The organism is Oscillatoria sp. HE19RPO, from assembly GCF_024220515.1.
Classification (GTDB): Bacteria; Cyanobacteriota; Cyanobacteriia; order Cyanobacteriales; family Laspinemataceae; genus Laspinema.
The window spans coordinates 1-23,491 of the sequence record NZ_JAMXOT010000111.1; the positions used below are offsets into that span (position 1 = coordinate 1).

A 23,491-nucleotide genomic window follows, 5' to 3' on the forward strand; every position below is an offset into this window, starting at 1 on the left:
TTTAAAACTGTAACTTTAGACAATAAACAGCACAAAACATCAACAATCACCTAACTCAATCCCTAAGCGATTAAGCTATAAACTCACCATAGCAAGGGTTCCCCGCTTTTATTGTAACTGTAACTTTTATCTAAAAGTTACAGTTGAATCCGGAAACTATCCCCGTTACAGTGGACTAATGGCAGGGGATTATTTAGAGGGTTAGGGGATGGATGACGAAGATAAAAAAATTTTAAACTCGCGCTTCACACTCTTGCATTCTGCAATAGAAGAATTAGCTAAATTTCGACGCAATGAATATGACGGATTGCTGTTAAGGATTGAGCGGCTAGAATCCAAAATACAAGAAACTTTTCTGAGCGCGCAATTCAACGGTGCAATTTGGGGTGCAAGCGCGGGACTTCTCGCCTCTATGATGTTTCTTGCTTTTCTGTACTTGTCTGGAGATAAATAGCCATTCGTTTAGAATAAGGAGGAATTAAAAGATGACTTACAGCGATGACGATCCAGTTGACAATAATTATTGGGAACCGAGTTGTGATGTTTGTTACTTGCTTAACAGTATAAACAATACGGTCAACGGAACCGCTAGTCAGGTTACACAAATTCAAACAAATGTTACCAATATTTTAAACTTATTAAAAGCAAATTTAGACACTGATTTCAGTTGGAACTTTGGAATCAAGGAAAAGTGCGGCGATGAATCTGATATAACATATCAGGGAGTGAAAAAAGGTGTACCCGCTCTAATCGATATGAGCAAACACCTCGCCAAAATACTGGCAGATTTCCAAAAATCATCCTGTGAGAATGACAATTTCGCAGTTGTCCCCGAATGGTGGCAACTCCGGCCAGAGGCGGATAGACCTCAATTGATTGTCCAGTGTGCCGAGAAGAAAGAAGATGGGACCTTGGGTAGCGCGAAATATGTTGTCACCATTCCTCACTATCAACATTCAACCCCCCACGGGTTTCCCCCTTTCTACAGTTTAGACAAGGGTTCAATTCAGGGCATACTAACCTTAAAGGACAATAGCAAGGTGATAATTTACGGGAGAAATTTGCAGCACGTCAGAAACGTCTTGTTTAATATTTACAATGAAATAGATCCAAGCTATAGGCTACCCTATCAGCCTAAAGCAAGTCAGACCAATAACCCTGATTTTAAGGAAGTGACGGTTTATCCTAAATATGGCAAATACTTCGCCACGGGTGCTAGAAAGACCGTACCTGATTGGGTCGTGCGATATGAAAATAATTAAAGAAAATAATCGTACCTTAAGGTGCGATAGACGGTTCCCAGACAGTTTAACCGGAAATCATAAAAAAGTCATGTTAATGTCATGAAAGAAGGATGGAAAAAGAAATATTGAATGAGAGTTAACTAAGTGATTGCCTCTCTTATTTCGGTAGTTCTTTAGCTCCCCGGGAGTTCCCCGTTAGCTCACGGATAGCTCCCCGGGAGTTCCCCGTTAGCTCACGGATAGCTCCCCGGGAGTTTTCCGTTAGCTCATGGATAGCTCCCCGGTAGATTCCCTCTAGCTTCGCAGTGGCTTCTCGGTAGATTCCCGGCATCAAGCCGACATCAAGCCGACATCAAGCCGACATCAAGCCGGTAGATACCGGATATCAAACACTACGCAGAAAACCATCAATACCTATGGCTCTAAGACCAGGACCTTTACCCGGCTTCTATGTCGAAGCGATCACCGGGATTGCAAAGGATAAAACGGCGACCAACTTAGATGATTTCACTAACGAGCGTTGTTTTATCAAAGATTGTATTGCTTCATGGCTAGGCTTAAGCATTGCCACTCCACGGGTCGGAGAATTTAGCACTACAGGCAATACCAATCAAACGAACGCGAAACGAGAATTCGCCATCAAGGGACAACGGGGAAGCTATCAATATAAAGTGCTCTTAATTCCCGGAACCCCTATCCCGGTGAAATATTACGATTCAGCCACGGGACAGTTACTCTCTGAATCCATCCCGCGCAACTCATTCTCGATCAGTTTAAGCCGAACGATTGGGGTTGCTGAGTTAAGAGCATGGTTAATCAATGGCGTTGGCGCGGGCGATAAAGGAGCCATAAAAGGGGAGACATTGCCCAAAATCATGGGTTTAGTCACTCCCTGGGATAGAAAATACATTTGGCGCACTCCTATGATCCCGGCTCCTGTCTTTGACTCTCCAAATAACACGGTTTACCTTACCAGTAACCCGAATGCGATGGGTTCTGGAGGTGGCGGCGGCGGCGGCGGCGGCGGTTAATACTTATATTGGGCTATGGGTAACCCTAGCCCGATCCATCCCGCGCTTCATTCCTCTTCTAACAACGCGAAAAAGGGGAATAAAAGCGCTTTTTTTGTGAATATCTGCCCCTCAAGTAAAGTCCAAAAAATATGGGATTGAGAGAAGTTATCCCCCAAGGGTTTTATCTCGGTTGTTCGGAAAAAGTCTCCGTATTAAAAAACGATGAATTACTGCAAGAAATCGCTGTAAATAACTTTAATCTCATTACACCACAGAACGAGTTAAAGCTGGGAGTTGTCGCGAAAAATCCGGATAGTTTTAATTTTGATGAGTCTGATTGGTTAGTTGATTTTGCGACTAAACATAACCTAGAAATTCGCGGTCACCTGATGTTATGGGCGCGGTCCATCCCTGACTGGACAAGGGAAATGGAAGGTTATCAATTCAAAGCTACGGTTAAAAATTATATTATTGAAACATTAAGAAGATATCCACAAATCAAAACCTGGGATATTTGCGGGGAATCCTTTGATGATAGAGGTCACCCCAGAAATACGATTTTAAGCGCTTCAATCGGTGACGATTGGATACACCAGTCATTACTTTGGGCCAAGGAAGTAAGACCCGATGCTCAACTTTTTTATTCTGAGTTTAGCTTGCATAGACCCCTAAAACAGCAAGCTGTATTAAATCTTATAGAAAGCTGTGATTCTATGGATATCCCCCTAGATGGAATAGGGATACAACTTCACCACAATCTAGCGGGTATTTTTAAACTTTTTAGGCTGAAAAATTTTATTAAAACAATCCAATCTAGGGGAATCGACACTCACTTTAGTGAGGTTACCATTTGGGGTCAAACCAGTATCAACGGCAATTTTTCTCAATTTTCTCATGGTATTGCCTACTCGGAGTTACTCCGTTTAGCTGGCGATTGTGGAATCACAACGTTTAATTTATGGGGAATCACCGATCGCGATGCCTGGAGATGTCCAGAAAGAGAACCTTTCTTGTTCGACGTAGATTATCAGCCTAAGCAAGCATACCACGCAATTCTCAACGCTTTAAGTCAGTCAAAGGGGATAGCCGGATGAGTTACGATAATGACGCTTATTGGCAACCTTACGCGCAAATCGATAATGAAATATCAGACGAGGATTATCTGTCTGGGTTAAGGTTGCCTGATATGTTTTTCCCCTCTGACGATCCTCAACAAACTTTTAGGGTGACGGTTTTCTCCGTTAGGGCCAAACCTACTTGGTGGCTAGGGGGAACACTATCTCGCTGCATTGGGGCTATCGAGCAGGAACTGGATTTCGTGTCCGGTTCCCAGGTTATCCCACTCAATCAGATTACCCTGGTAAGGATAGGGGCAGTATCTCAAGAGACCTATTTTAAATTCCAGCCCCCATTCTGGTTTCTACAATGCACCCTATTGGTTGAGTTGTATGTAGTCCCTCCCATCGAATAGAGGGACCCCTTTTAATGCGATCGCGTTACTCTATCCCAGGGGATTCATTCTAACTGATAAATCGGCCTGCGGCGCATGAACCTAGACCGATTTAAAGCCAATCCATCCACTTAGGGCATCAGTTCAGCGAAGGGAATAGAACCGTCACTGATTTGAATAAAGTAGTCAGAGGAGGAGTTGGAGGCGATTTCGGAGGTTTCGATTTCTCCAACGGGTAAGATGAGGGTTGCCTCTAGATGCGATCGCACGACGGAGGAGCAATGGGACTCGCCATGCAGACAATCCACCAGGAGTTGATTGGCTTGATAATACTGGTCCAGGAGAGCCAGTTGTCGGGGGGTAAACTGCCAATTGTGACCGATTTGGCGATGCTCAATCAACAAGGCGCGAAATTGTTCAGCCCAGGCATGAGCCCGATCGCCCCACCAGGCAATTAAGCGATCGCGACCCTCTCCTGGATCCGGCAGTTGGTCCTTGAGTTCCTGCAATCCTTCGCGCAATTCTGGCTCGTGGGTTAAACTGCGATCGAGGTCCAGGGCAAATCCCAGGGAGAGGATCTGTTTGACATTGGGGTTGCGAGTCAGACTATAAACCAACTCCAAAGCGCGTGCCAATTCCAAATCCAAAGCTAACTCCGGGGCCAAATCCCGGGCTAAACTTGGATCCAGGGCCAGGGCTAAACCCAAGCTGCGATCGCGAAACAGGGTAAAGTAAAATGCCCGAATTGCTGCGGGTTTGTACAATCCTTCCAGCCGTTGGCATTTAGCACTGGTACAGGCTAAAAATTGCTGCAACTTGCCATCGGCAACCAACATCACATCAATTTGCTGCTTCATCGCTTGCAGCAGAGGGTCAGCATTTCTTAACAATTCCGAGGTGAGTAACACCACTTCTCGCCATCGCGGTTCGCAGACATGACTCGCTAACCCTTGTAACTCTTCTTCCAAGGCATTGGGATCCGGTGTCGCCGCCATCTGACGAGCGGTAAAATATTCCTGGAAGGTTAAATGGGAAAAGGAATAAATTCCCCGGGCGCGTTCGACTAATAAACCATGTTGAGCTTCGATCGCATCTAGGACCGTGGCACTTTGCGATCGCAAGGTTTCCGGTTCGGTATTGCTTTGGGGTAACGTTGCCAAATAATCCCCAATATAATGCTCAATTTCCCGCTTTTCAAAAAAGTAATTACTTTGAGCAAATGTGGTTGCCGCAATTTGACTCAACAGTTCTATTTTTCTAGGCAAAGATAAATTGCGATAGACTTCATCCCGTTGAATGCCTCGGGCTTCATCCCATCGCACCAGGAGAATATCTAACCCAGCTTCATAGAGTTTAGAGCGTTTGTTAGGGAAATCTTCTTTTGTCTGAAAGATACTCGCCGTTAGGGTTAACAGAATTGGCGTAACCACTAACTCCCGAATCGGTTGATTTTCAGGCAGATTGAGCTTTTCTAAAAAGCGTTGAGAGAGCAGTAAACCCCCTTCGCGATCGCCACGGGCTGCGACAAACCACTTGTCCGCAAACGCTTCAATTTGTGAGCCATCAAAATCAGCCAGTTCTACTTCCGTAAACCCAGTAAAGTGGTACTCGCCTCCTCCCAAGCGACAGGTGATCGCCACCCTATTTTGATAGTAGGTTTCACAAAATTGGTTGATTTCGTGAGCGATTTCTCGGCTGTCGCTGTCTGGGACTTCATCTAATCCATCTAACAGAACCAAGGCGTGACCGCCTTGCAGCAAGGTTTCAACCTTAGCTGCCGATAGGCCAAAGTGGTTAAAATTTTTAGTAATATAATCAAGTAAACTGCGATTTCCACTCTGTTTACTTTCCGTTGTCCAGTCCCTAATTCTAATAAAAACAGGCAGACCCAAAACATCCGGAGTATCGGCTGTTTCTTTGTCTGTTTTTTCTTGAATACAGCGCAGAGCCAGGGATTTTAAAAATGTAGTTTTACCGGCTCCGGGCTTACCAAATATTAACAACTTGGAATAGGTGGAAACCGCTTGGATTGCTGGCATCTGCGGCTGTTGTTCTGATGCAGAAATGCTCCGGTTTACCTGATTCTTGGACTGACGAGTTTGCCTGGGCTGAAATTGGAGGTCCGAAACTTCTAGCCATCGTTGCCGACTCAGTTGTTCGAGAATATTAACCTGGATGTAGATATCATCGAGCGCGACAGGTTGGGAGTTGTCTAAAAGACGTAGCGTTCCACATTGAGCGAGAATGGGTTCCCTCATGCGCGATCGCATTTCGGTGACTAAGGCGGTGATATCTTCAATGGGCGGGTCTAAACTGGGATCCTCGGCGGTTTTGGGCTGCTCTGGGGTAACTTCAGGGGGTAACTCGGCAATCTCTTGCCAATCCAAGTCTAATTTGTAGCAAATTTCGATAAAAATCGCCCGTTCAATAGGCCGTCCTGTCAAAAATTTCCAAATAGATTGACGGGTTTCCAAACCCACTTCTAAGGCTAAATCTTGTTGCGTCCAGCCACTTCTTTCAAACGCAACTTTTGCCTTGAGCTTTCCAGTTTTTGAAGCATTTAGCGATCTTTTTCTCATAGGGATAATCTAGTTTTTGTAAGCAGTTATCTTGTGGTTTAGGAACACAGAGGATGCTATCCACTGTGGGGAGAAGTGGTTTGTGGGTTAACAGTAGCATAAGGAATGAGATGACTCCATCTAACTAAGGATGAAGATCTCTATTGATAATGGATTGCTGAATTAAGCTGCAATCGGGTTAAAAAAGCAGAAGCAATCTCAGCTATTTATAATATGGGGGCAGAACATTTCCAATGCAGCGATCGCGGTTGCCGGTGTTGGGGGATCTTTCTCCTATGACCCTGATGATCCCTGACGGCAGCCAGTGGTGATAACTTCTGGACCCCGAAGCGATCTCCGACTCAGGGTGGAGTGAGGCAAATCACCTTTAATGTCAAACCCAGTCTCGGGGAATGAAGAAGTCTAGAAAACATGAGTTTCCCTTAAGTTTTGAAAAATGCAATCCCTGCCGGGGGGTTAAACCCCTATTATACAAGAAGTTGGTCCCCCTGGGGAGGAAGGGGGAGATGGGGGAGATAGGGGAGATAGGTATCTTCCCCATCACCCCCATCACCCCCATCACCCCCATCTCCCCTTCCCCCAATCCCCTCACAGCCTTATGATGAGAGAAAGAAACCATAACAGCAGGCTATGCAGTGGATAGGGATTTTCTGTGGGTTGATTGTGGGTGCGATCGCCGGGTATCTGTGGTCAAAAAGGATGCACTGGGTTGGAGAAAGGGACCCGGAGGCGATCGCATCGTTGCCGGATAACACTGCGCCGGTTGCACCAGAGCAATTGTACCCCCAAGTCACCGAGAAGGAAATTCTCTACCGGCGGATATTTGCAGAAAATCCGGCAGTGCAATTGATCGCGGATCCAGAAACCGGGATGATTCTCGATGCGAATCTCGCTGCCTCTGAATTTTATGGATATGGGATTGACGCTTTAAAGCAACTGAAACTGGAGGAACTTGATTCCCGAGGCGATCATCCCCCAGGAGGTGACTTCTCAGGGGAAGCAATCAAGGAGGTTCCCGAGAGCAGTCCCCTCATCGGAGAGGATCAACCCTCCTGGGAAATCCAGACGAAACCCATTCATATCGATGGAGTTGCGGTAAATCTGAGTTGGGTTCATGACATCACCCCTAGGCAACAAATGGAAGCCGCCCAACAACGGGAAGAACGATATCGCTGTTTGGCTGCTGCCACTTGCGAAGGAATTCTCTTGCACGATCGCGGGATCATTATGGATGTGAACCGGGTTCTGGCTCAGATGCTGGGTTATGAAAAAGAAGAACTCATTGGGACCCCTGGTGTGGCATTAGTCACCCTAGAGTATCGGGAAATCGTCTCGCAGAACATTCAAAACCAGAGCGATCGCCCCTATTTCGTTGTCGGACTCCGGAAAGATGGCTCAACCTTTCCCGCAGAATTGCAGCCGAAAATGATTGACTATCAAAACCGCCTGGTTCGGGTGGTGACAGTTCGGGACATGACGGAACGCCACCAAGTCGAGGAAGAACTGCGACAAGCGCGAGATCAACTGCGTGCCGTCCTAGACTCGGTACCCGGTAGCATCGCCTGGATTGATTCTAATTTGACCTGTCTCGGGATTAACCGTTACCTAGGGCGTTCCTTCAATATTCAACCAGAAACCTTTATCGGACAACCGATTGGAACTCTCCAATCGGGAACCCAAATTCAAGAGTTTGTCCAGGAATTTTTCCAGAGTAGCGAATCAGAAACCTCTGTAGAAATGGAATGGGAAGTGGATGGACTTCCCTGGCATTATTTAGTCGTCGCCCAGAAATATCTCGGAGGTAAGGCGGCAGTTTTTGCGGGATTTGACCTAACCTGGCGCAAGCAAGCGGAACGAGAATTGCGCTTTAGTGAAGCGAGTATCAGGGCTTTATATGAAGTCAGCGCGGATGCCACCCTAAGTTTTGACCAACGTTTACAACGATTATTAGAACTGGGATGCGAGTGGTTTGAGCTCCCGAGGGGACTGTTAGGGAGGTTGGTGGGCGATCGCCTGGAAGTGATTGCCGTCCATCCCCCTAGTTGCGCCCTTAGTTCGGAGTCCGTTTTGACCAGCGATCGCCCAGGGAGTGAGACATTAGAGGCAGCCCCTATGCTCACGAGGATTCAGTCCCCTGTAGACACCGAGGGGAAATCGGACCCCCCTGCTTCCACGGACCCGACCCCCGCTTATTTCGGCACCCCCGTCACCGTTGCCGGTCAAATTTATGGTTCCCTGAGCTTTTCTAGTCCGGATCCCCGTCGCCGTCCCTTTACTGCGGTAGAACAAGAATTACTCAAATTAATGGCGCAGTGGATTGGGGGGGAACTGGAACGGCAACAGGCAGCAACAGCCCTCGCCCAAGCCTTTCATCGCAGTCTACTCCTGCGACAAATCACCCAGAAAATTCGCCAAAGTTTGGACACGCACCAAATTTTACAAACCACGGCAACCCAACTGGGGCGAGCATTGGAGGTGGATCGGTGTTTGCTGCTTCGCTATCAAATCTTACCCGAGGCGCAATTGTACTGCGTGACGGAGTATTTGACTCCCGGGGCGATTTCCCTGCTGAATTTAGAGATTCCGATTCGGGGGAATCCCTTCGCCGAACGCTTAATCACTCAGGACCGAGCGACTGCCATTGATGATATGCAGGATAACGCAGTGAGTTCCGTTATTTGCCCAGTATTTAAGCAACTCGGCGTGCGATCGCTGATGGCGATTCGGACCTCCTATCAAGGAGAACCCAATGGGGCGATCGCCTTGCACCAATGCCAAAGATTGCGACAGTGGCGCGAAGATGAAATCGAACTCCTCGAAGCGGTGGCAGATCAAGTCGGGATTGCCTTAGCGCAAGCGGAGTTACTCGAACGCGAAACCCAACAACGTCAACAACTCGCCGAACAAAATCTCGCCCTCGATCGCGCCAAACAGTTAGCAGAAGTGGCCAATCAAGCCAAAAGTGAGTTTTTGGCCATGATGAGTCACGAAATCCGCACCCCCATCAATGGGGTGATCGGCATGACGGACCTCCTCCTGGATACCGCCCAGACTAAACAACAAAGACAGTGGAGTGAAACGATTCGCAACAGCAGCGAGAGTTTATTACGGATTATTAACGATATCCTGGACTTGTCGAAAATTGAGTCCGGTAAATTGGAATTCGACGAACGACCCTTTTCCTTGCCGGATTGTATCGCAAGAGCAGTCAGCGTTCTCGCCCCCCAAGCGACGGCCCGAGGGATCCGTCTCGTCACCCAAATTCACCCGGAGACTCCCGCCCAGATTATGGGCGATCGCACCCGACTCCAGCAAATTTTGGTCAATCTCCTGGGGAATGCGGTCAAATTTACCGAAGTTGGAGAGGCGATCGTCTCGGTGAGTGCCTCTGCTCTCCCCTGCAACCTGATTGCCACAGACAATCAGCAATCTTGTCCCTATCGAATTCAATTCCAAGTTCAAGATACCGGCATCGGCATTCCCCCCGAAGGAATGCACCGCCTGTTTGAATCCTTTTCCCAAGTAGATCTGTCTACCTCGCGACGCTATGGCGGCACCGGATTGGGTTTAGCCATCAGCAAACGCTTATGTGAAGCGATGGGGGGTCAGATGTGGGTGGAAAGTATGGGAACCTGTGCCGGAAATCCTCCAGAAAATTGGCAAGCGCAGCCTTTTTCTGGAGACTCTCAGTTTCCCGGTTCTACTTTTTACTTTACGATTGTTACCCTCGCCTGTCCTCAAGCTCAAATTGAAAAAAGTCCCCCCTTAACCCGATCGGAGACCTTCAATCCGGTTCCCCCTCGTGCTGTTGTCGCGCAATCTTCTCCACCAAAGCTGTCCTTACGGATTCTGTTAGCAGAAGACAATCCCGTGAACCAAGAAGTGGCGATGCGGACTTTGGAAAAGATTGGGTATCGAGCCGATTTAGTCCAAAATGGTATAGAAGCCCTGGAAGCCTTGCGCCGTCAACCTTATGATGTGGTGTTAATGGATATTGAGATGCCGCAGATGGACGGATTGACCGCAACGAGGCAGATTCGCGAGGAATGGCAAAACCGCCCCGAACCTGCACCGAAAATTATTGCAATTACGGCTTATGCAATGGAGGGCGATCGCCAAAAATGCTTTGCTGCGGGGATGGATGGGTATATTACCAAACCCTTTCGCATCAAGGCTTTGGCCAGTGCTTTGGAGCAGATTCAATCCGGTGCCGGTCAAACCGAGTCGGGGGAGCCCATGCAGTCTATCTTTATCAGTGACCATTTGTTTGGTTCTAATCCTCCACCCTCCCGGGATGGCGAGGGTGAAGCGGTCCTCGATCGCCAGATTCTGGATTCTTTACGGGATATGGCGGGTTCCAAAGCGGCAGCGATGTTGTCTCTGATTATCGGCAACTATCTCGAAGATGCACCGGAAAAACTGCAAGAAATGCGAGAGGCAGTGGCGCAAGGGGACCCCGAAGGGTTGCGTCAAGGGGCACATTCGATGCGATCGAGTAGTGCCAATCTCGGTGCTCTTACCCTTGCGAATCTGTTTAAAGAGCTAGAAAATTTAGGTCGGGCAGGTACGACTGCCAATGCACAGACGCTCCTCAACCAGGTGGAAAAGGAGTATGAGAAGGTGATTAAAGCTTTGGAACTCGAACGGAAACAGGATAATTCATGACTCCTACTGGTGAAGAGAATTCCCCGTTAATTTTGCTCGCCGATGACGATCGCTCCATGCGATCGCTGCTGCGTCTAGCAATGGAAGAAGAAGGATATACCGTAGCTGAAGCTAAAAATGGTGAGCAATGTTTGGCAGAATTTAAGCGACTGCAACCGGATATGGTCCTGCTGGATGCGGTGATGCCAGTGATGGATGGGTTCACCTGTTGCCATCAGTTACGCCTTCTACCGGGAGGGGAGCATACTCCAGTTCTGATGATTACCGTGCTCGATGATGCGGATTCCGTCGATCGCGCCTTTGAAGCTGGGGCCACGGATTATGTCACAAAACCCCTCCATTGGGCGGTTTTGCGTCAGCGGGTGAGTCGGTTATTGCAGGCGTCTCAATCTCTACAACAAGTGACGCAAGTTTCTCAGGTATTGGATCAGGTGAGTCTGAGGGAACGACTGTTTCGCTATCTGGCAGCGAGTCTGACTCAGGGTTTACCCCAGGAGGAAATTCTCTGCGGTTTGCTGTTGCAGTTACGAGGTTTGTTAGGGGTGGATCGGGTGGCACTCTGCGATCGCCAGGGAACCTGTCTCATGGACTCCGTGGCAAGTGAGGCCATGTCAGGGAGGAAATCTTCCTTACAACAAACGGGGTGTTACCAGGGGTTGCAATCGGGAGAGGCGGTTGCCTTTGCGGATCTGCAAACGTCAGTCAATGAAGAGGCGATCGGTTATTTTGCAGCGTTAAATATCAAAGCGGCCCTCCTCGTCCCCTTTCCTCCAGGGGAAGAATGGCAAGGGGTCCTCACGGTCTATCATTCCCAAGGGCGATCGTGGGACCCCGCAGAGGTCACATTCCTAACCGAATTCTGCACCCTCCTCAACCGCGTCATCTCTATCCCATATCAAGCCTAAACCGGCAGTCCCCAAGTTCGTAGTAACTGAGATCTTGCACCTGTTGCAACACCCGGCGGGGGTTAAAACCCCCGCCGGTGTTGAGAATGGTGCAAGATGTCAGTAGTAACAACTTCAGTCGTTATCCGGTGTTCGTAGTAACGACTTCAGTCGTTCTCTTCCGGTGTTCGTAGTAACGACTTCAGTCGTTTCTTAAGTTCGTAGTAACGACTTCAGTCGTTCTCTTCAGTATTGTGACCTACCAACGACGTTAAAAGGCTAATCTCTCAGTGCAGGTTGCCCCTTCCATGCCCCTAAACTGGACCCTCCCCGGTGGTCCCAACTCAATGATTTTGGGGAGAATTAGAACATTTTTCCGAAGTCAAACAAAATTTTTCAAAGTTATACAGAACTTGAACAGTTTGCAAACGCGATCGCAAACATCCATCGACAATACTAAGGATAAGCAACGGTTGAGGGCAATGGGTAACGAGGCTCCGCAGCCTCGATACCCACTTTAAAACATCCTTCCCTGAATCAACACCAGGTCGGCGAGTCAAAGAGTATCCACAATCAAATTGGCTACTTCCGGCATGACCTACGGGGTCTAAACCACTATTCAAGTCCCCATTCAGGAAGAGGTACTGTCAAAACCACTATTCAAAGTCCCTATTCCAGAAAAGGCACGGTAAAACCCACTATTCAAGTCCCCGTTCAGGACCAGGCAAGGTCCTAACCACTATTCAAAACCCAAACTCGGACCAGGCAAGGTCCTAACCACTATTCAAAACCCTGTTCAGGACCAGGCAAGGTCCTAACCATTATTCAAAACCCAAACTCGGACCAGGCAAGGTCCTAACCACTATTCAAAACCCTGTTCCGAACGTTCTCATACCTACCCTATTGCAAGTGTACCCCGGATATTTTCCAAACCGCCAGGGAAATACAACCTTTTAAATGAACTGAGTTCCTGGGACCTTGCCAACGGAAGCTCCCAAACACAGCAAAACCTCTATAGTCTTCTGGGTTAAATCTATGGATCCTCTAAACTTGAACCCTAGTTCCCCTACAAAAGAAAAGGTTGGGACACAAACGTGCCCCAAACCGCAAAACCACTATTCTAATGTACCCATATCTACTGTAACTCTAATTGGTGGAGAGTTGCAAGATGAAATCATATAATTTTCAAATTTTTAACAAATTTCTTTCTCCACCTACGGAAATCGGTAACCAGGACCCGTCTGCCAAGAGTGTGGGGGCCACATGGAAACTCCGCCGGGTGGTCCAAGTTCCGTATCCTGAACCGAGTTACTCTTTCCCAGATCATACCACCGAACGGCTGTTGCGGCTCGTCAAGGTCCCTTATCCCCAGCCTGAACAGCGCTTACCCGATCTTTCGGATCCAGATTCACGTGAGCTCTGGGAGAATTGCCATCACCGGACGATCCCTTCCAACTGGAGTGAACCCCTTTCTAGATCCACCGTGGCGATCTCGGCTTCTCGAATCCAGAGGGACCCTTCAACCCACAAACGGGCGATCGCGAACTCCCCTTTTTCCACCCCAGGCCGAAAACCACACCGGACTCAGGGTGCTGACTCACCCCAATCCAATTCGAGAGACTGTTGAAGACCGACTTTACTTGAATTAATAAAGATTAAATTTATGAAAACTGCCCGAAATCAAATTCAAGGAGTTTTTACCTCAACTCTTCCCAGCTTTCCAGTTAATCCATCAGACAAGTGTGAACAGTCCAAATATAACTCCAATTTTGCCAATGCCATCCTCAAAGGGGTAGTCTTTACAGGAGCCAATTTGAAAAAAGCTAATTTGATTCGCACTAATTTATCTGGAGCAGATTTGCAAGGAGCAGATTTGCAGGGAGCAAATTTATCAGAATCAAAACTTTGTCAGGCCAATTTAAGTGGAGCCAATTTAAAGAATGCCAATTTAACTGGGGCGGATTTGAGGGGGGCCGATTTAAGCGGCGCAATCATGCCAGACGGAACGGTTTATGACCCCTATCACCATTTCTCCACCCTGAGCAAAGGTGAGGTTTGATTGACTTTTATGTCAATCCCCGAATCAGTTCAAGTTGTGACGAATAATCCGGAAACGACTGAAGTCGTTACTACAAACAGCCGAAGGAAGTTTCTTCGTTCGTAGTAACGACTTTAGTCGTTTCTTTATTTGACGCCAAATCAGGGGAAACGACTGAAGTCGTTACTACAAACAGCCGAAGAGAATTTCTTCGTTCGTAGTAACGACTTTAGTCGTTTCTTTATTTGACGCCAAATTAGGGGAAACGACTGAAGTCGTTACTACAAACAGCCGAAGAGAATTTCTTCGTTCGTAGTAACGACTTTAGTCGTTTCTTTATTTGACGCCAAATCAGGGGAAACGACTGAAGTCGTTACTACAAACAGCCGAAGAGAATTTCTTCGTTCGTAGTAACGACTTTAGTCGTTTCTTTACCCAAAATCATTGGGCATCCATGAGTTTTAATGCTAGAGAAAACTATTCCAATACATTAGGAAGCAGACTGAGATCCGCTGCGGGACATAAATCCACTAACTCACACCGATCGCAAGCAGGATTCCTCGCCGTACAAACTGCTCGTCCATGATAAATCAACCGAATCGACCAATTTTCCCAATCTTCCTGGGGAAGTAAACGAATTAAATCCCGTTCTATCTTCACCGGGTCACTATTTTCCGTCAATCCTAACCGATTGGATAAGCGCTTCACATGGGTATCTACCGTCACCCCTTGATTAATCCCGTAGGCATTTGCTAGGACAACATTAGCCGTTTTGCGGGCAACTCCTGGCAACTCCACCAGCAATTCCATCCGCTTTGGCACTTGATGCTTGTGTTTTTCCACGATCGCCCGACAAGCGCCTTGAATATTTTTCGCCTTATTCCGATAAAACCCTGTGGAACGAATTAACTGTTCCAACTCCTCAATCTCCGCACTTGCGATCGCCTGTGCATCCGGAAACCGTCGAAACAACTCCGGAGTCACCAGATTCACCCGCTCATCGGTACATTGTGCCGATAAAATCGTCGCCACCAATAACTGCACCGGCGTCTCATAATTCAGCGTACAGTCCGCCTCCGGATACAATCGCTTCAGACGAATTAAAATCTCGATCGCCCGTTGCTTCGTCGCCGCCCACTTCCGAGTAATATTCATAGTAAAAAATTGCCGAACCAATGAAGGATGACGCCATCATTGCCGTTCATCCTTCATTACCTTTATTGAAATAACTGTTGGACCCAACCTAAATTGGCCGTATCCCGAACAATCAGGAAAATACCCAATCCCAACAGCAACATTAACCCGGTTTGCATCACCCCATCTTGAATATGAGTCGGCAACGGTTTACCGCGCAATCCTTCAATTAACAAAAATGCCAACTGCCCACCATCGAGGGCCGGAAGCGGCAAAATGTTAATAATCGCGAGGTTAATGCTAATTAATGCCGCAAATCGGAACAGATTTCCCGCATCAGACTTAGCAATATTTGCCCCGATCGCCACAATTGCTACAGGACCCGACACTTGATCCGCCGTTTCTCGGAAATTGCGAATTAACTGTCCAAATCCTTGCACCGTCAACACTGTAATCCGTTGAAACTCAACGGCACCTTCCCCAAACGCTGCTGGGATACTGTCGGCGCGGTGACGAATCAGGGTCCCGTGAGGAGCCAGTTGCACGCCAATAATCCCTTTCCCGCTTTCATCGCGTTCCGGGGAAATCGGTACTCTAAAGGTTTCATCCTGCCGCAGCACTTGGAGTTCCAAAACTTGCTCAGGATGGGTTTGGATAATCTCCATCAGAGAGCGAACCGCTTGTGCAGAAGCGCCTAATTCCTCTCCATCGGCTTGCAATATAATATCTTCAGCCTGAATCCCCGCCCGATGAGCAGCAGTCTCATCGGACATCACTTGGGCAATTTTTACCCCCGGTTGATAGTCAAAGTCTTGCACTCCCACCGTTGCCACCTGTCCGACTAACAGCAGATAGGCAAAGATTAAGTTTGCAATGACCCCGGCACTAATCACGATCGCCCGGTCCAGGATCGGGCGATTACGCAGCAAATTCGGGTCATCGGGAGGAATTTCGCTCTCGGGATCGTCATCGGGAAAGCCGACATAGCCTCCCAAGGGAATCCCGCGTATGGCATATTCGGTTTCTGGGCCTTGGTATTTCCATAAAATGGGCCCAAATCCGATTGAAAAACGATTAACGTGAATGCCCTGTAATCGGGCTGCCATGAAGTGTCCCAGTTCGTGGACGAAAATAAGCATCGCCAGAACCGCGATCGCTGCCAATACTGACATTACAAACCCCAATTAAACTCCGTTACTATCACAGACTGGCTCAATGAACCCGTCTTAACTCATTGTTCGGACTTACGCAGTCCCTCAGTCCGACTGGAGATTATGCGTAAGTCCTGACTTATTGTTATTTTAGGCTGACCCGTCGGTTTCTGGGGATGGGGGAGATGGGGAGGATGGGGAGGATGGGGGAGATGGGGAGGATGGGGGAGATGGGGAGGATGGGGGAGATGGGGAGGATGGGGGGGATGTTCGTAGTAACGACTTCAGTCGTTTCCTCGTTACTTGGCTAATGCCAAGTAACGCGCTCCTTTGGAGGCGATCGCGCCAGTCCCCAAACAGGTGCTTCATCCCATAAGGGTAAGTGTCATGGCGATCGCCATGACCCGAGAGCAACGACTGAAGTCGTTACTACAAACAATCTCCCGTCTCTCCCGTCTCTCCCGTCTCTCCCCTATCTCCCCTATCTCCTTACAGGACCGTTTTACCCCCCAGATACGGTTGCAGCACTTCGGGAATCCGAACTGTACCATCTGGATCCTGATAGTTTTCTAAAATTGCTGCCATTGTCCGCCCTACAGCCAAGCCGGATCCATTCAAGGTATGAACAAATTGAGTCCCTTTTTTCCCGGCTTCTTTAAATCGAATCGCGGCGCGTCTAGCTTGGAAATCTCCACAGTTAGAACAGCTAGAAATCTCCCGATATTTGCCCGAAGAGGGTAACCAGACTTCTAAGTCGTAGCACTTTTGCGCCCCAAAGCCGATGTCTCCGGTGCAGAGTTCCAATACCCGATACGGCAGTTGCAACGCTTGTAGAATCGCTTCGGCATCCTGGACTAGGGCTTGATGTTCATCTTCCGAGGTCTCAGGGGCCACAATTTTGACCAGTTCCACCTTATTAAATTGATGGAGTCGAATCAATCCTCGGGTATCTTTGCCATAAGCCCCTGCTTCCCGGCGAAAACAAGGGGTATAGGCACAGTGATAAATCGGTAGGTTCTCCGGTGCGAGAATATCATCGCGATAGAGATTGGTGACTGGCACTTCGGCGGTGGGGGCCAGCCAGAGGTCATCCTCGCTACATTGAAAGCTTTCTTCGGAAAATTTGGGCAGTTGGCCGGTCCCACGCAGGGAGGTGCTATTAATGAGAACCGGCGGCATGACTTCTACATAGCCGTGGCGAATGTGGCGATCGAGCATAAAGCTAATTAAAGCCCGTTCTAGGGCGGCACCGGCCCCAATCAGGCTAATAAATCGACTTTGGGCAATTTTTACCCCCCGTTCAAAGTCGATAATCCCCATTTGTTCGCCAATTTCCCAGTGGGGGCGAATTTGGTCATGTTTGGGCAGATATTCGTCCCCCCAGCGCCGCACTTCGACGTTTTCGGTTTCGCTTTTCCCCACCGGAGTGGACTCGCTGGGGAGGTTGGGGAGGTTTAAGAGGAGGTTGTCGAGTTCGGCTTTGAGTTCTCTTTCTCGGGGTTCGAGTTCGCTGAGTTGTGCTTTGAGTTGGTTGCCTTCTTCTTTTAAGGTTTGAATGGCGGGGTCATCGGGTTTGCTGCCGGATTTCATCTGTTGGCCGATCAGCTTGCCAATTTCGTTACTGCGGGCTTGAAGTTGCGATCGCTGGGTCTCTAATTCTCGCCCGGTGCGATCGAGGTCTAATATGGGCTGTAAATCATAGCCTTCCCCTCGCCGGTTCAGGCGTTCCTGTATGGTTTGTGGATTGTCCCGGATTTGCTTGATATCGAGCACGAATGTTCCTCTGTTTTGGCGCGTCAGTTTTGGTTACGATAGTCTAGCAGGGCGTCGGTTGGGGAGGCAGTTCCCCCCGGGTGCATCTCAATTTTTTCAAGAGACCTAACCCCCCAGCCCCCTTCCCTAAGAGGGAAGGGGGAGCCGGAAGGGGGAGTCTCATACCAAATCCGGTTGGTAAAAGTCGGTTTTCGGTTTTAGCCCGCGCAGGCGGGCTTCGTCCGTATAGCCCCACCCTTTAGGGTGCGGGTTTTTACAGACCTTTGACAACCGGATTCCGTATCAAAGCCCCTCCAGCAACAAACATTTATTCCTTATTCTCCCTCTCCTCTATAGAGAGGGCCGGGGAGAGGTAGGGGAGGGGTTTGGGGAGAGGTCCGACTGGTTTTTAGCCAAAATTGAGATGCCCCAGTTCCCCAACTCCAGCTTAAATACCGACCTTGAACCGTGAGGTTCAGGCATTTTTTAATAAGTTTTATATCTTATCATTGCTGATTCAAGGATTAAAATCATTTGAATTTGAGGACAATTGACTGATTCAGTTGGTTAGGGTTTAAAACAGTTCAAAACCCTTTATTATATCATGGGTTGTCTTAGCATCATCCATCCATTCCCTGGAAATTTGAACGGTTAAGCAGTCGCTGTCTTAGCACTTAGGAGTCGTGGTAGGGTAGGTTCTGGCTGGCGGCATCAGACAAGGGAGGTTCAAAATGGGGTTGAAAAGGGGGAATTTCAATCAGAAATTCGGTGCCATGTCCGGGGGTGGAATAGCAATGCAATTGTCCTTTATGTTTTTCGACGACTATTTGATAGCTAATGGATAATCCTAACCCGGTGGCACTGCCGACGGGTTTGGTGGTAAAAAAGGGTTCAAATAAGCGGCGACGGACGGTTTCGGTCATGCCTGGACCATTATCGGCGATGGAGATGGTAATGCGATCGCCTTCGTCCACTTGGGTGCGAATCCGAATGGTGGGGGAGGTGGCGGGAATGGAGGATAAGGGCGATCGCGCCAGCGGTTTACCCTGCAGTCGCTCTTTCTTGCTATGTCCCATATCCAGCGCATCGATCGCGTTGGTGATAATATTCATAAAGACTTGGTTGAGTGGACCCACATAGCAATCCACTTTGGGCAAATTTCCATACTCTTTGATGATGACTATTTCTCGCCGTCCCGGATGGGCTTTGAGTCGATGTTGTAAAATTAATAGGGTACTATCGAGTCCTTCATGAATATCAACCCGCTTGCGATCCGCTTCATCCAGGCGAGAAAAGTTGCGTAAGGATAGGACAATTGACCGGATGCGATCGGCTCCAATCTGCATGGAAGCAATCATTTTGGGCAGGTCACTCACTAAAAATTCTAAATCGATATCTTCGATTTTATCCTCAATTTCAGGAACATCTTGATTGAAATGGGTTTGATACAAATCAATTAATTCTAAGAGGTCTTTAATGTACTGGGTCGCATGGGAGAGGTTTCCATAAATGAAATTAACGGGGTTGTTAATTTCATGGGCAACCCCGGCGACTAATTGTCCCAGGCTGGACATTTTTTCGGCTTGGATGAGTTGGAATTGGGTTTGTTGTAGCGATCGCATGGCAGTTTCTAATTCATGGGCTTGCTGTCGCAACTGGCCTTCGGACTCGCGCAGGGCGGCTTCGGCCCGTTGGCGATTGAGGATATCTTGTTCCAGTTTGGCATTAGTTGCTCGCAGTTCCGCTGTGCGTTCTTCTACCAATTTTTGTAAATTATCATGGGCAGTTTGTAGGGCAATCTCGGCTCGTTTGCGTTCTTCTATTTCCCGTTGCAATTGCTCGTTGGCTTCTTTTAATTCTTTGGTTCGATTTTCGACGACTTCCTGTAAGGTTTCAATCGCCCCATACATTTCGGTGGGATGTAAGGCTTGCAATAAACTGGTTTGAGAAACCAGTCCCAAGAGATATCCTTCCGTACTAGAAACCACCAACCGGCGCACTCGTCGGCGCTGCATTTCTTCATGGGCAAACCAGACAGAATCGTGAGGACTGAGGGAAAATAAAGGGGAACTCATGACATCTTTGGCCTGCATTTTCCCTAAGTCCAGTTGCAAGGCTTGAAATTGAACTAAATCTCGTTCTGTGACAATTCCCACGGGAATTTTGGCGGGGGGGTAGGTGGTATTTGTGTTGGGGGAGTCTTCACAAATGACGACGCAACTCACCCGGCGATCGGCCATTAATTTAGCTAGTTCCAGCACAGAAGCGTTTAGGGGTGCTTGAATCACGTTAGGACTCATGATGTCTTTAACTTCTCGTAACTGAGTTAAAAGACGGACAGGTTGGAGAGCTTGGCGAATGGTTTCTGGGGTGAGAATTCCCAAAATATAGCCCTGATTGTCAATCAGGGGAAGGTGGCGAATTTGATGCTGTCTAAAAACAGACAAGATGGTGAAAATATCATGGGATTGGGATTCGGTGAGGGTAACTACGGGTGCAGTCATGACAGTGGAGACTTGGACGGTTTTTAAATCAACTCCAGCAGCGGTCATTTTGACGATATCCCGTTCGGTAAAAATCCCCACTTTACTCGCAAGAATTCGGTCAGGGCGATCGGGGAGTTTTCCCGTATCTCGAATCGCATTCAGTTGTTCAGAAACCGTGGGTGCTCCTTCTAAAACAAGGACACAACTCGCCCTCACGGAATCCCAAATATTGGTTTCAATGGAGTCCGTGGAGTCCGGCAAGGGACAGCTACTTCTAACATGACTCATCAAGGCGAGGACTTCTTCTAGGGATGTTTCCGGGGAAACGATGGGTGGGTTGGGGTCAATTGCCCGTTCCAAGGCAGAGGAATACATCAGAGCATGATTCATGGACAGGGAAGGGTTGGCAGGGTGAGAGGGTTCAGGCATTGTTAAGGGGTAGGGCCAGCTTCAATCGTTTTTTTAAAGTGAAGATCACGGATTAGAGGGAGAGGAGTTCAAGGCAGTTTCTTTAAGTCTTGCAAAAAAACCGGGGAGGATCTGCCGCAGGGTTAGAGGGTGTCAGCAATTACCAACTGGAAATAAAAATGTGAAATTGGATTGTTTTATTCTAGGCGCTTATGCAACGATCGCGGGTGGATTTCCGTATGGGGGTGCGATCGCCCTTTGGACTGTTTCCATTCCAGTTCAAGACATGAACCTCTGGGTAGGGATCAACGAAACAAGCCCAAAAACTAGGTCTTGGCACTAATTTGTTGCTAATCAGCCAAAATTTTGTGAAAGCTCCGGGTGTTCACCGATCCGGTACCGATGCTCTAGGACGCCCTGGAAATCTCCCGGATCCCCAGTTTCGTATGGGAGTCATCCGTACTCAGAAAAAGGCCCGTTCCGCCTTGAGATTCGCTACAATAACAGGAAAAAGAGTTTTGAAAATTCTCTAATCCGATTCCTCCTATAGAAACTAACTGCAATGCCTGAATCTTACACCCAAGAAGCCGTCCAGGAAATCCTGCACCTGGCGATCGCACGCCAAACTGAAACCGAAGAGTTTTCCCGAGTTCAACTGGTAGAAATCGCCAAAGAACTCGGCATTCCACCAGAAAATATTGTCCATGCCGAACAAGAATGGCTAGTTAACCAAGGTCAAGTTAAAGAACGACGTGGTTTTGACCTTTATCGCCAGACTAAGTTCAAAAATCATCTAGTTCGGTATGGGATTGCCAACTCATTTTTGGTCGTCTTGAATCTCCTGACTGCTCACACCCTCACCTGGACTTTGCCGATTCTATTTCTGTGGGGATTGTTCCTTGCCCTGAAAGGATGGAAAACCTATCAACTGACGGGAGAAGAGTACGATAAAGCCTTTGCCGCTTGGCGCTTGAAGCAGCAAATTGGACAAACTATCCATACCACCTTAAACAAATGGCTCAAACCCCAAGAAGGACTCTTGTAGATGCTTCCAAAGGTTAATCAACGGATAGTTTTATCGGGTGGGTAATTCCCACCCAATTTTCTTTTAGGGAAAAATTATCAAGAGTAGGTTAAGGGAACGGTCCTTGAATCTGTGAATTAAGCAGCCCTCTCCTTTTTTCACTCGGATTGACGAAGATATTTTACCACAGATGCACAAAATTCCCACAATTGTTCTTCCTCAAAATCCCGTTTCGCATAATTCGCCATCACCGAAACAAACTGAACATTTCCCAACCGATATCCCTGGGTTGAATCAATTCGGTCTAAACTCGCCCTTCGAGGATGGCGATCGCACCGTAACCACCCATTCGTAGTCGGAGGATTCTCCAATTCCCATCCCGTATAAACACATCGTCCCCCCTGCCTTTCCCACAGTTGCTTCAAATCTTCCAAAGTCAGACTGCACTCCCGTCCCTTCATCTGAGCGTGTTTTCGAGCTAAATTCAAATGCTTTCTAAACGGAGAATAGCTGTCAATTCGGGAACCGCGCCTGGGAGACTCAAACATAACAGGATTTAATTGAGCAATGTTTTCGATACTCCTCCCTTGACTGTAATAATTTTGATAAACGGCCTGACAAAACTCTAAGAGTTCAGTTTCCCTAAAACAATGTTTAGCCAAATTCGCCATCACCGCCACAAATTGAATATTATCCAGACTGTAACCTTTTGCCGAATCAATCCGGTCTACACTGGCTCGATTGGTCGTTAAAGTAAGGGATTGGTAGTCCGTGGTGCAAGGGAACAGCACCAAATCCCATCCCGTATAAGGGCAAATTCCGCCTTGTTGTTCCCAAATCAGCTTGAGGTCTTGTAAAGTAACCGAAGCCTCTATCTTGCGCTGCTTAACCGATTTTCTAATAATTTTTAAAGGATGACGAAAGGGAGAAAATTCATCTTTTTCTGCTCCTTTTTTTAAATGTGCTGTCGTTCTTTTTCCCTCCAGTTGTGCGACCCCTTTACATTGTCCATAGCAGCTTAAGCAGCAAAAATGCTGTCTACCCAGCTTTTCACTGCGTTTAAACTCCGCTAAAGGCTTGGTAAATTCCTTTCCACATTTGGGGTTTTCACAGATAACAATCGCTGTTTTAGAGTTCATAAAAAATCAACCCATCCTTTACATAATTGTATCGGATGGGTTGATTTTTTTAATAACCATGGAGCCGAGCAGAATCGAACTGCTGTCTAGCAGAGGTATTCACCTACCGCTCATTCACAGGCGTAGCCCATTTAACCCTCTGGGCGGGGACCATCCATTATCCCGGATGACAGGATACTCAGGTTGAGTCTTAACTAGCAAGTAACCAGAGAAACCTTACTAGAGCATCCGTTGAGGGTTTGTCTGTAGCCTTTAACGGAGTCAAGCTATAGACCGCTCAAACCTGCTAGAGGTTTTTAGGCAGCAACAGTGGCCGCTTTACGAGCGAAAGGAACGATGTTGTTCGCATTTACTTTTTTTTTGAGTTGGGGATTGACGAGAGACAACTCACTCTCGGCCTGAATCACGGAGCAGCTTTCACTCCACTATCGAAACCAGTACGGCCCCGTGTCTTCTTCTATTATAATCAAAATTTTGGGGATGACAACAGGTTTAACAAATTAATTTGTGACTTTGACTCAAGA

The 23,491-nt window shown here is 47.8% G+C and carries 14 protein-coding genes and 1 other RNA gene; 8 read left to right on the plus strand and 7 right to left on the minus strand.

Annotated features, from left to right (window positions below; genetic code table 11):
• Positions 1–208 precede the first annotated feature (208 nt).
• The 4 genes from NG833_RS10985 (at position 209) to NG833_RS11000 (ending at position 3,351) form a co-directional block, all read left to right on the plus strand.
• Complete coding sequence (locus NG833_RS10985) at positions 209–454, plus strand: hypothetical protein (protein ID WP_254565332.1); 246 nt, start codon at positions 209–211, stop codon at positions 452–454.
• A gap of 31 nt (positions 455–485) precedes the next feature.
• Positions 486–1,262 (plus strand): hypothetical protein, encoded by a 777-nt coding sequence (locus tag NG833_RS10990; protein WP_254565333.1) that lies wholly within the window; start codon positions 486–488, stop codon positions 1,260–1,262.
• Positions 1,263–1,660: 398 nt separating this feature from the next.
• On the plus strand, positions 1,661–2,275 hold the full coding sequence (locus tag NG833_RS10995) for a hypothetical protein (protein WP_254565334.1): 615 nt from the start codon (positions 1,661–1,663) through the stop codon (positions 2,273–2,275).
• A 131-nt stretch (positions 2,276–2,406) separates the two neighbouring features.
• Positions 2,407–3,351 (plus strand): endo-1,4-beta-xylanase, encoded by a 945-nt coding sequence (locus tag NG833_RS11000; RefSeq protein WP_254565335.1) that lies wholly within the window; start codon positions 2,407–2,409, stop codon positions 3,349–3,351.
• Positions 3,352–3,838: 487 nt separating this feature from the next.
• On the opposite strand, the gene NG833_RS11005 is transcribed toward NG833_RS11000, so the two are convergent.
• Positions 3,839–6,286, minus strand: a complete 2,448-nt coding sequence (locus tag NG833_RS11005; RefSeq protein ID WP_254565336.1) for an NACHT domain-containing NTPase — start codon at positions 6,284–6,286, stop codon at positions 3,839–3,841.
• 630 nt (positions 6,287–6,916) lie between these two features.
• On the opposite strand from NG833_RS11005, the gene NG833_RS11010 reads away from it, so the two are divergent.
• From NG833_RS11010 to NG833_RS11020, 3 genes are all read left to right on the plus strand, one after another.
• On the plus strand, positions 6,917–10,951 hold the full coding sequence (locus NG833_RS11010; RefSeq protein WP_254565337.1) for a PAS domain S-box protein: 4,035 nt from the start codon (positions 6,917–6,919) through the stop codon (positions 10,949–10,951).
• On the plus strand, positions 10,948–11,856 hold the full coding sequence (locus NG833_RS11015) for a response regulator (RefSeq protein WP_254565338.1): 909 nt from the start codon (positions 10,948–10,950) through the stop codon (positions 11,854–11,856). The genes NG833_RS11010 and NG833_RS11015 overlap by 4 nt, the downstream gene beginning before the upstream one ends.
• A 1,642-nt stretch (positions 11,857–13,498) precedes the next feature.
• Complete coding sequence (locus tag NG833_RS11020; RefSeq protein WP_254565339.1) at positions 13,499–13,894, plus strand: pentapeptide repeat-containing protein; 396 nt, start codon at positions 13,499–13,501, stop codon at positions 13,892–13,894.
• A gap of 456 nt (positions 13,895–14,350) precedes the next feature.
• On the opposite strand, the gene nth is transcribed toward NG833_RS11020, so the two are convergent.
• The 4 genes from nth to NG833_RS11040 all read right to left on the minus strand — a co-directional run bounded on the left by nth (position 14,351) and on the right by NG833_RS11040 (position 20,825).
• Positions 14,351–15,028: an endonuclease III gene (gene nth, locus NG833_RS11025; RefSeq protein ID WP_254565340.1), complete on the minus strand. Its 678-nt coding sequence runs from the start codon at positions 15,026–15,028 to the stop codon at positions 14,351–14,353.
• Positions 15,029–15,090: 62 nt separating this feature from the next.
• A complete protein-coding gene (rseP, locus tag NG833_RS11030; RefSeq protein WP_254565341.1) occupies positions 15,091–16,179 on the minus strand; it encodes an RIP metalloprotease RseP in 1,089 nt (362 codons plus the stop codon).
• Between the two features lie 468 nt (positions 16,180–16,647).
• Complete coding sequence (gene serS, locus NG833_RS11035; protein WP_254565342.1) at positions 16,648–17,931, minus strand: serine--tRNA ligase; 1,284 nt, start codon at positions 17,929–17,931, stop codon at positions 16,648–16,650.
• Positions 17,932–18,584: 653 nt separating this feature from the next.
• Positions 18,585–20,825: a CBS domain-containing protein gene (locus NG833_RS11040; protein WP_254565343.1), complete on the minus strand. Its 2,241-nt coding sequence runs from the start codon at positions 20,823–20,825 to the stop codon at positions 18,585–18,587.
• Positions 20,826–21,366: 541 nt separating this feature from the next.
• Between NG833_RS11040 and NG833_RS11045 the strand changes: the two genes are divergently transcribed.
• The gene (locus tag NG833_RS11045; protein ID WP_254565344.1) at positions 21,367–21,849 is read left to right on the plus strand and encodes a 2TM domain-containing protein; all 483 of its coding nucleotides are present in this window, start codon (positions 21,367–21,369) and stop codon (positions 21,847–21,849) included.
• A 137-nt stretch (positions 21,850–21,986) separates the two neighbouring features.
• Here the strand turns inward: NG833_RS11045 and NG833_RS11050 are convergent, their stop codons facing one another.
• Positions 21,987–22,967 (minus strand): hypothetical protein, encoded by a 981-nt coding sequence (locus NG833_RS11050; protein ID WP_254565345.1) that lies wholly within the window; start codon positions 22,965–22,967, stop codon positions 21,987–21,989.
• A 56-nt stretch (positions 22,968–23,023) separates the two neighbouring features.
• Positions 23,024–23,414, minus strand: a transfer-messenger RNA (tmRNA) gene (gene ssrA / locus NG833_RS11055).
• Positions 23,415–23,491: the final 77 nt, after the last annotated feature.

Bases quoted from the DNA above. Each gene is read 5' to 3' on its own strand.
- NG833_RS11005 (WP_254565336.1), bottom strand. From the start codon at position 6,286: ATGAGAAAAAGATCGCTAAATGCTTCAAAAACTGGAAAGCTCAAGGCA.
- rseP (WP_254565341.1), bottom strand. From the start codon at position 16,179: ATGTCAGTATTGGCAGCGATCGCGGTTCTGGCGATGCTTATTTTCGTC.
- NG833_RS11050 (WP_254565345.1), bottom strand. From the start codon at position 22,967: ATGAACTCTAAAACAGCGATTGTTATCTGTGAAAACCCCAAATGTGGA.
- nth (WP_254565340.1), bottom strand. From the start codon at position 15,028: ATGAATATTACTCGGAAGTGGGCGGCGACGAAGCAACGGGCGATCGAG.
- NG833_RS11045 (WP_254565344.1), top strand. From the start codon at position 21,367: ATGCCTGAATCTTACACCCAAGAAGCCGTCCAGGAAATCCTGCACCTG.
- NG833_RS10995 (WP_254565334.1), top strand. From the start codon at position 1,661: ATGGCTCTAAGACCAGGACCTTTACCCGGCTTCTATGTCGAAGCGATC.
- NG833_RS11010 (WP_254565337.1), top strand. From the start codon at position 6,917: ATGCAGTGGATAGGGATTTTCTGTGGGTTGATTGTGGGTGCGATCGCC.
- NG833_RS11015 (WP_254565338.1), top strand. From the start codon at position 10,948: ATGACTCCTACTGGTGAAGAGAATTCCCCGTTAATTTTGCTCGCCGAT.
- NG833_RS11020 (WP_254565339.1), top strand. From the start codon at position 13,499: ATGAAAACTGCCCGAAATCAAATTCAAGGAGTTTTTACCTCAACTCTT.
- NG833_RS11000 (WP_254565335.1), top strand. From the start codon at position 2,407: ATGGGATTGAGAGAAGTTATCCCCCAAGGGTTTTATCTCGGTTGTTCG.
- NG833_RS10990 (WP_254565333.1), top strand. From the start codon at position 486: ATGACTTACAGCGATGACGATCCAGTTGACAATAATTATTGGGAACCG.
- NG833_RS11040 (WP_254565343.1), bottom strand. From the start codon at position 20,825: ATGCCTGAACCCTCTCACCCTGCCAACCCTTCCCTGTCCATGAATCAT.
- NG833_RS10985 (WP_254565332.1), top strand. From the start codon at position 209: ATGGATGACGAAGATAAAAAAATTTTAAACTCGCGCTTCACACTCTTG.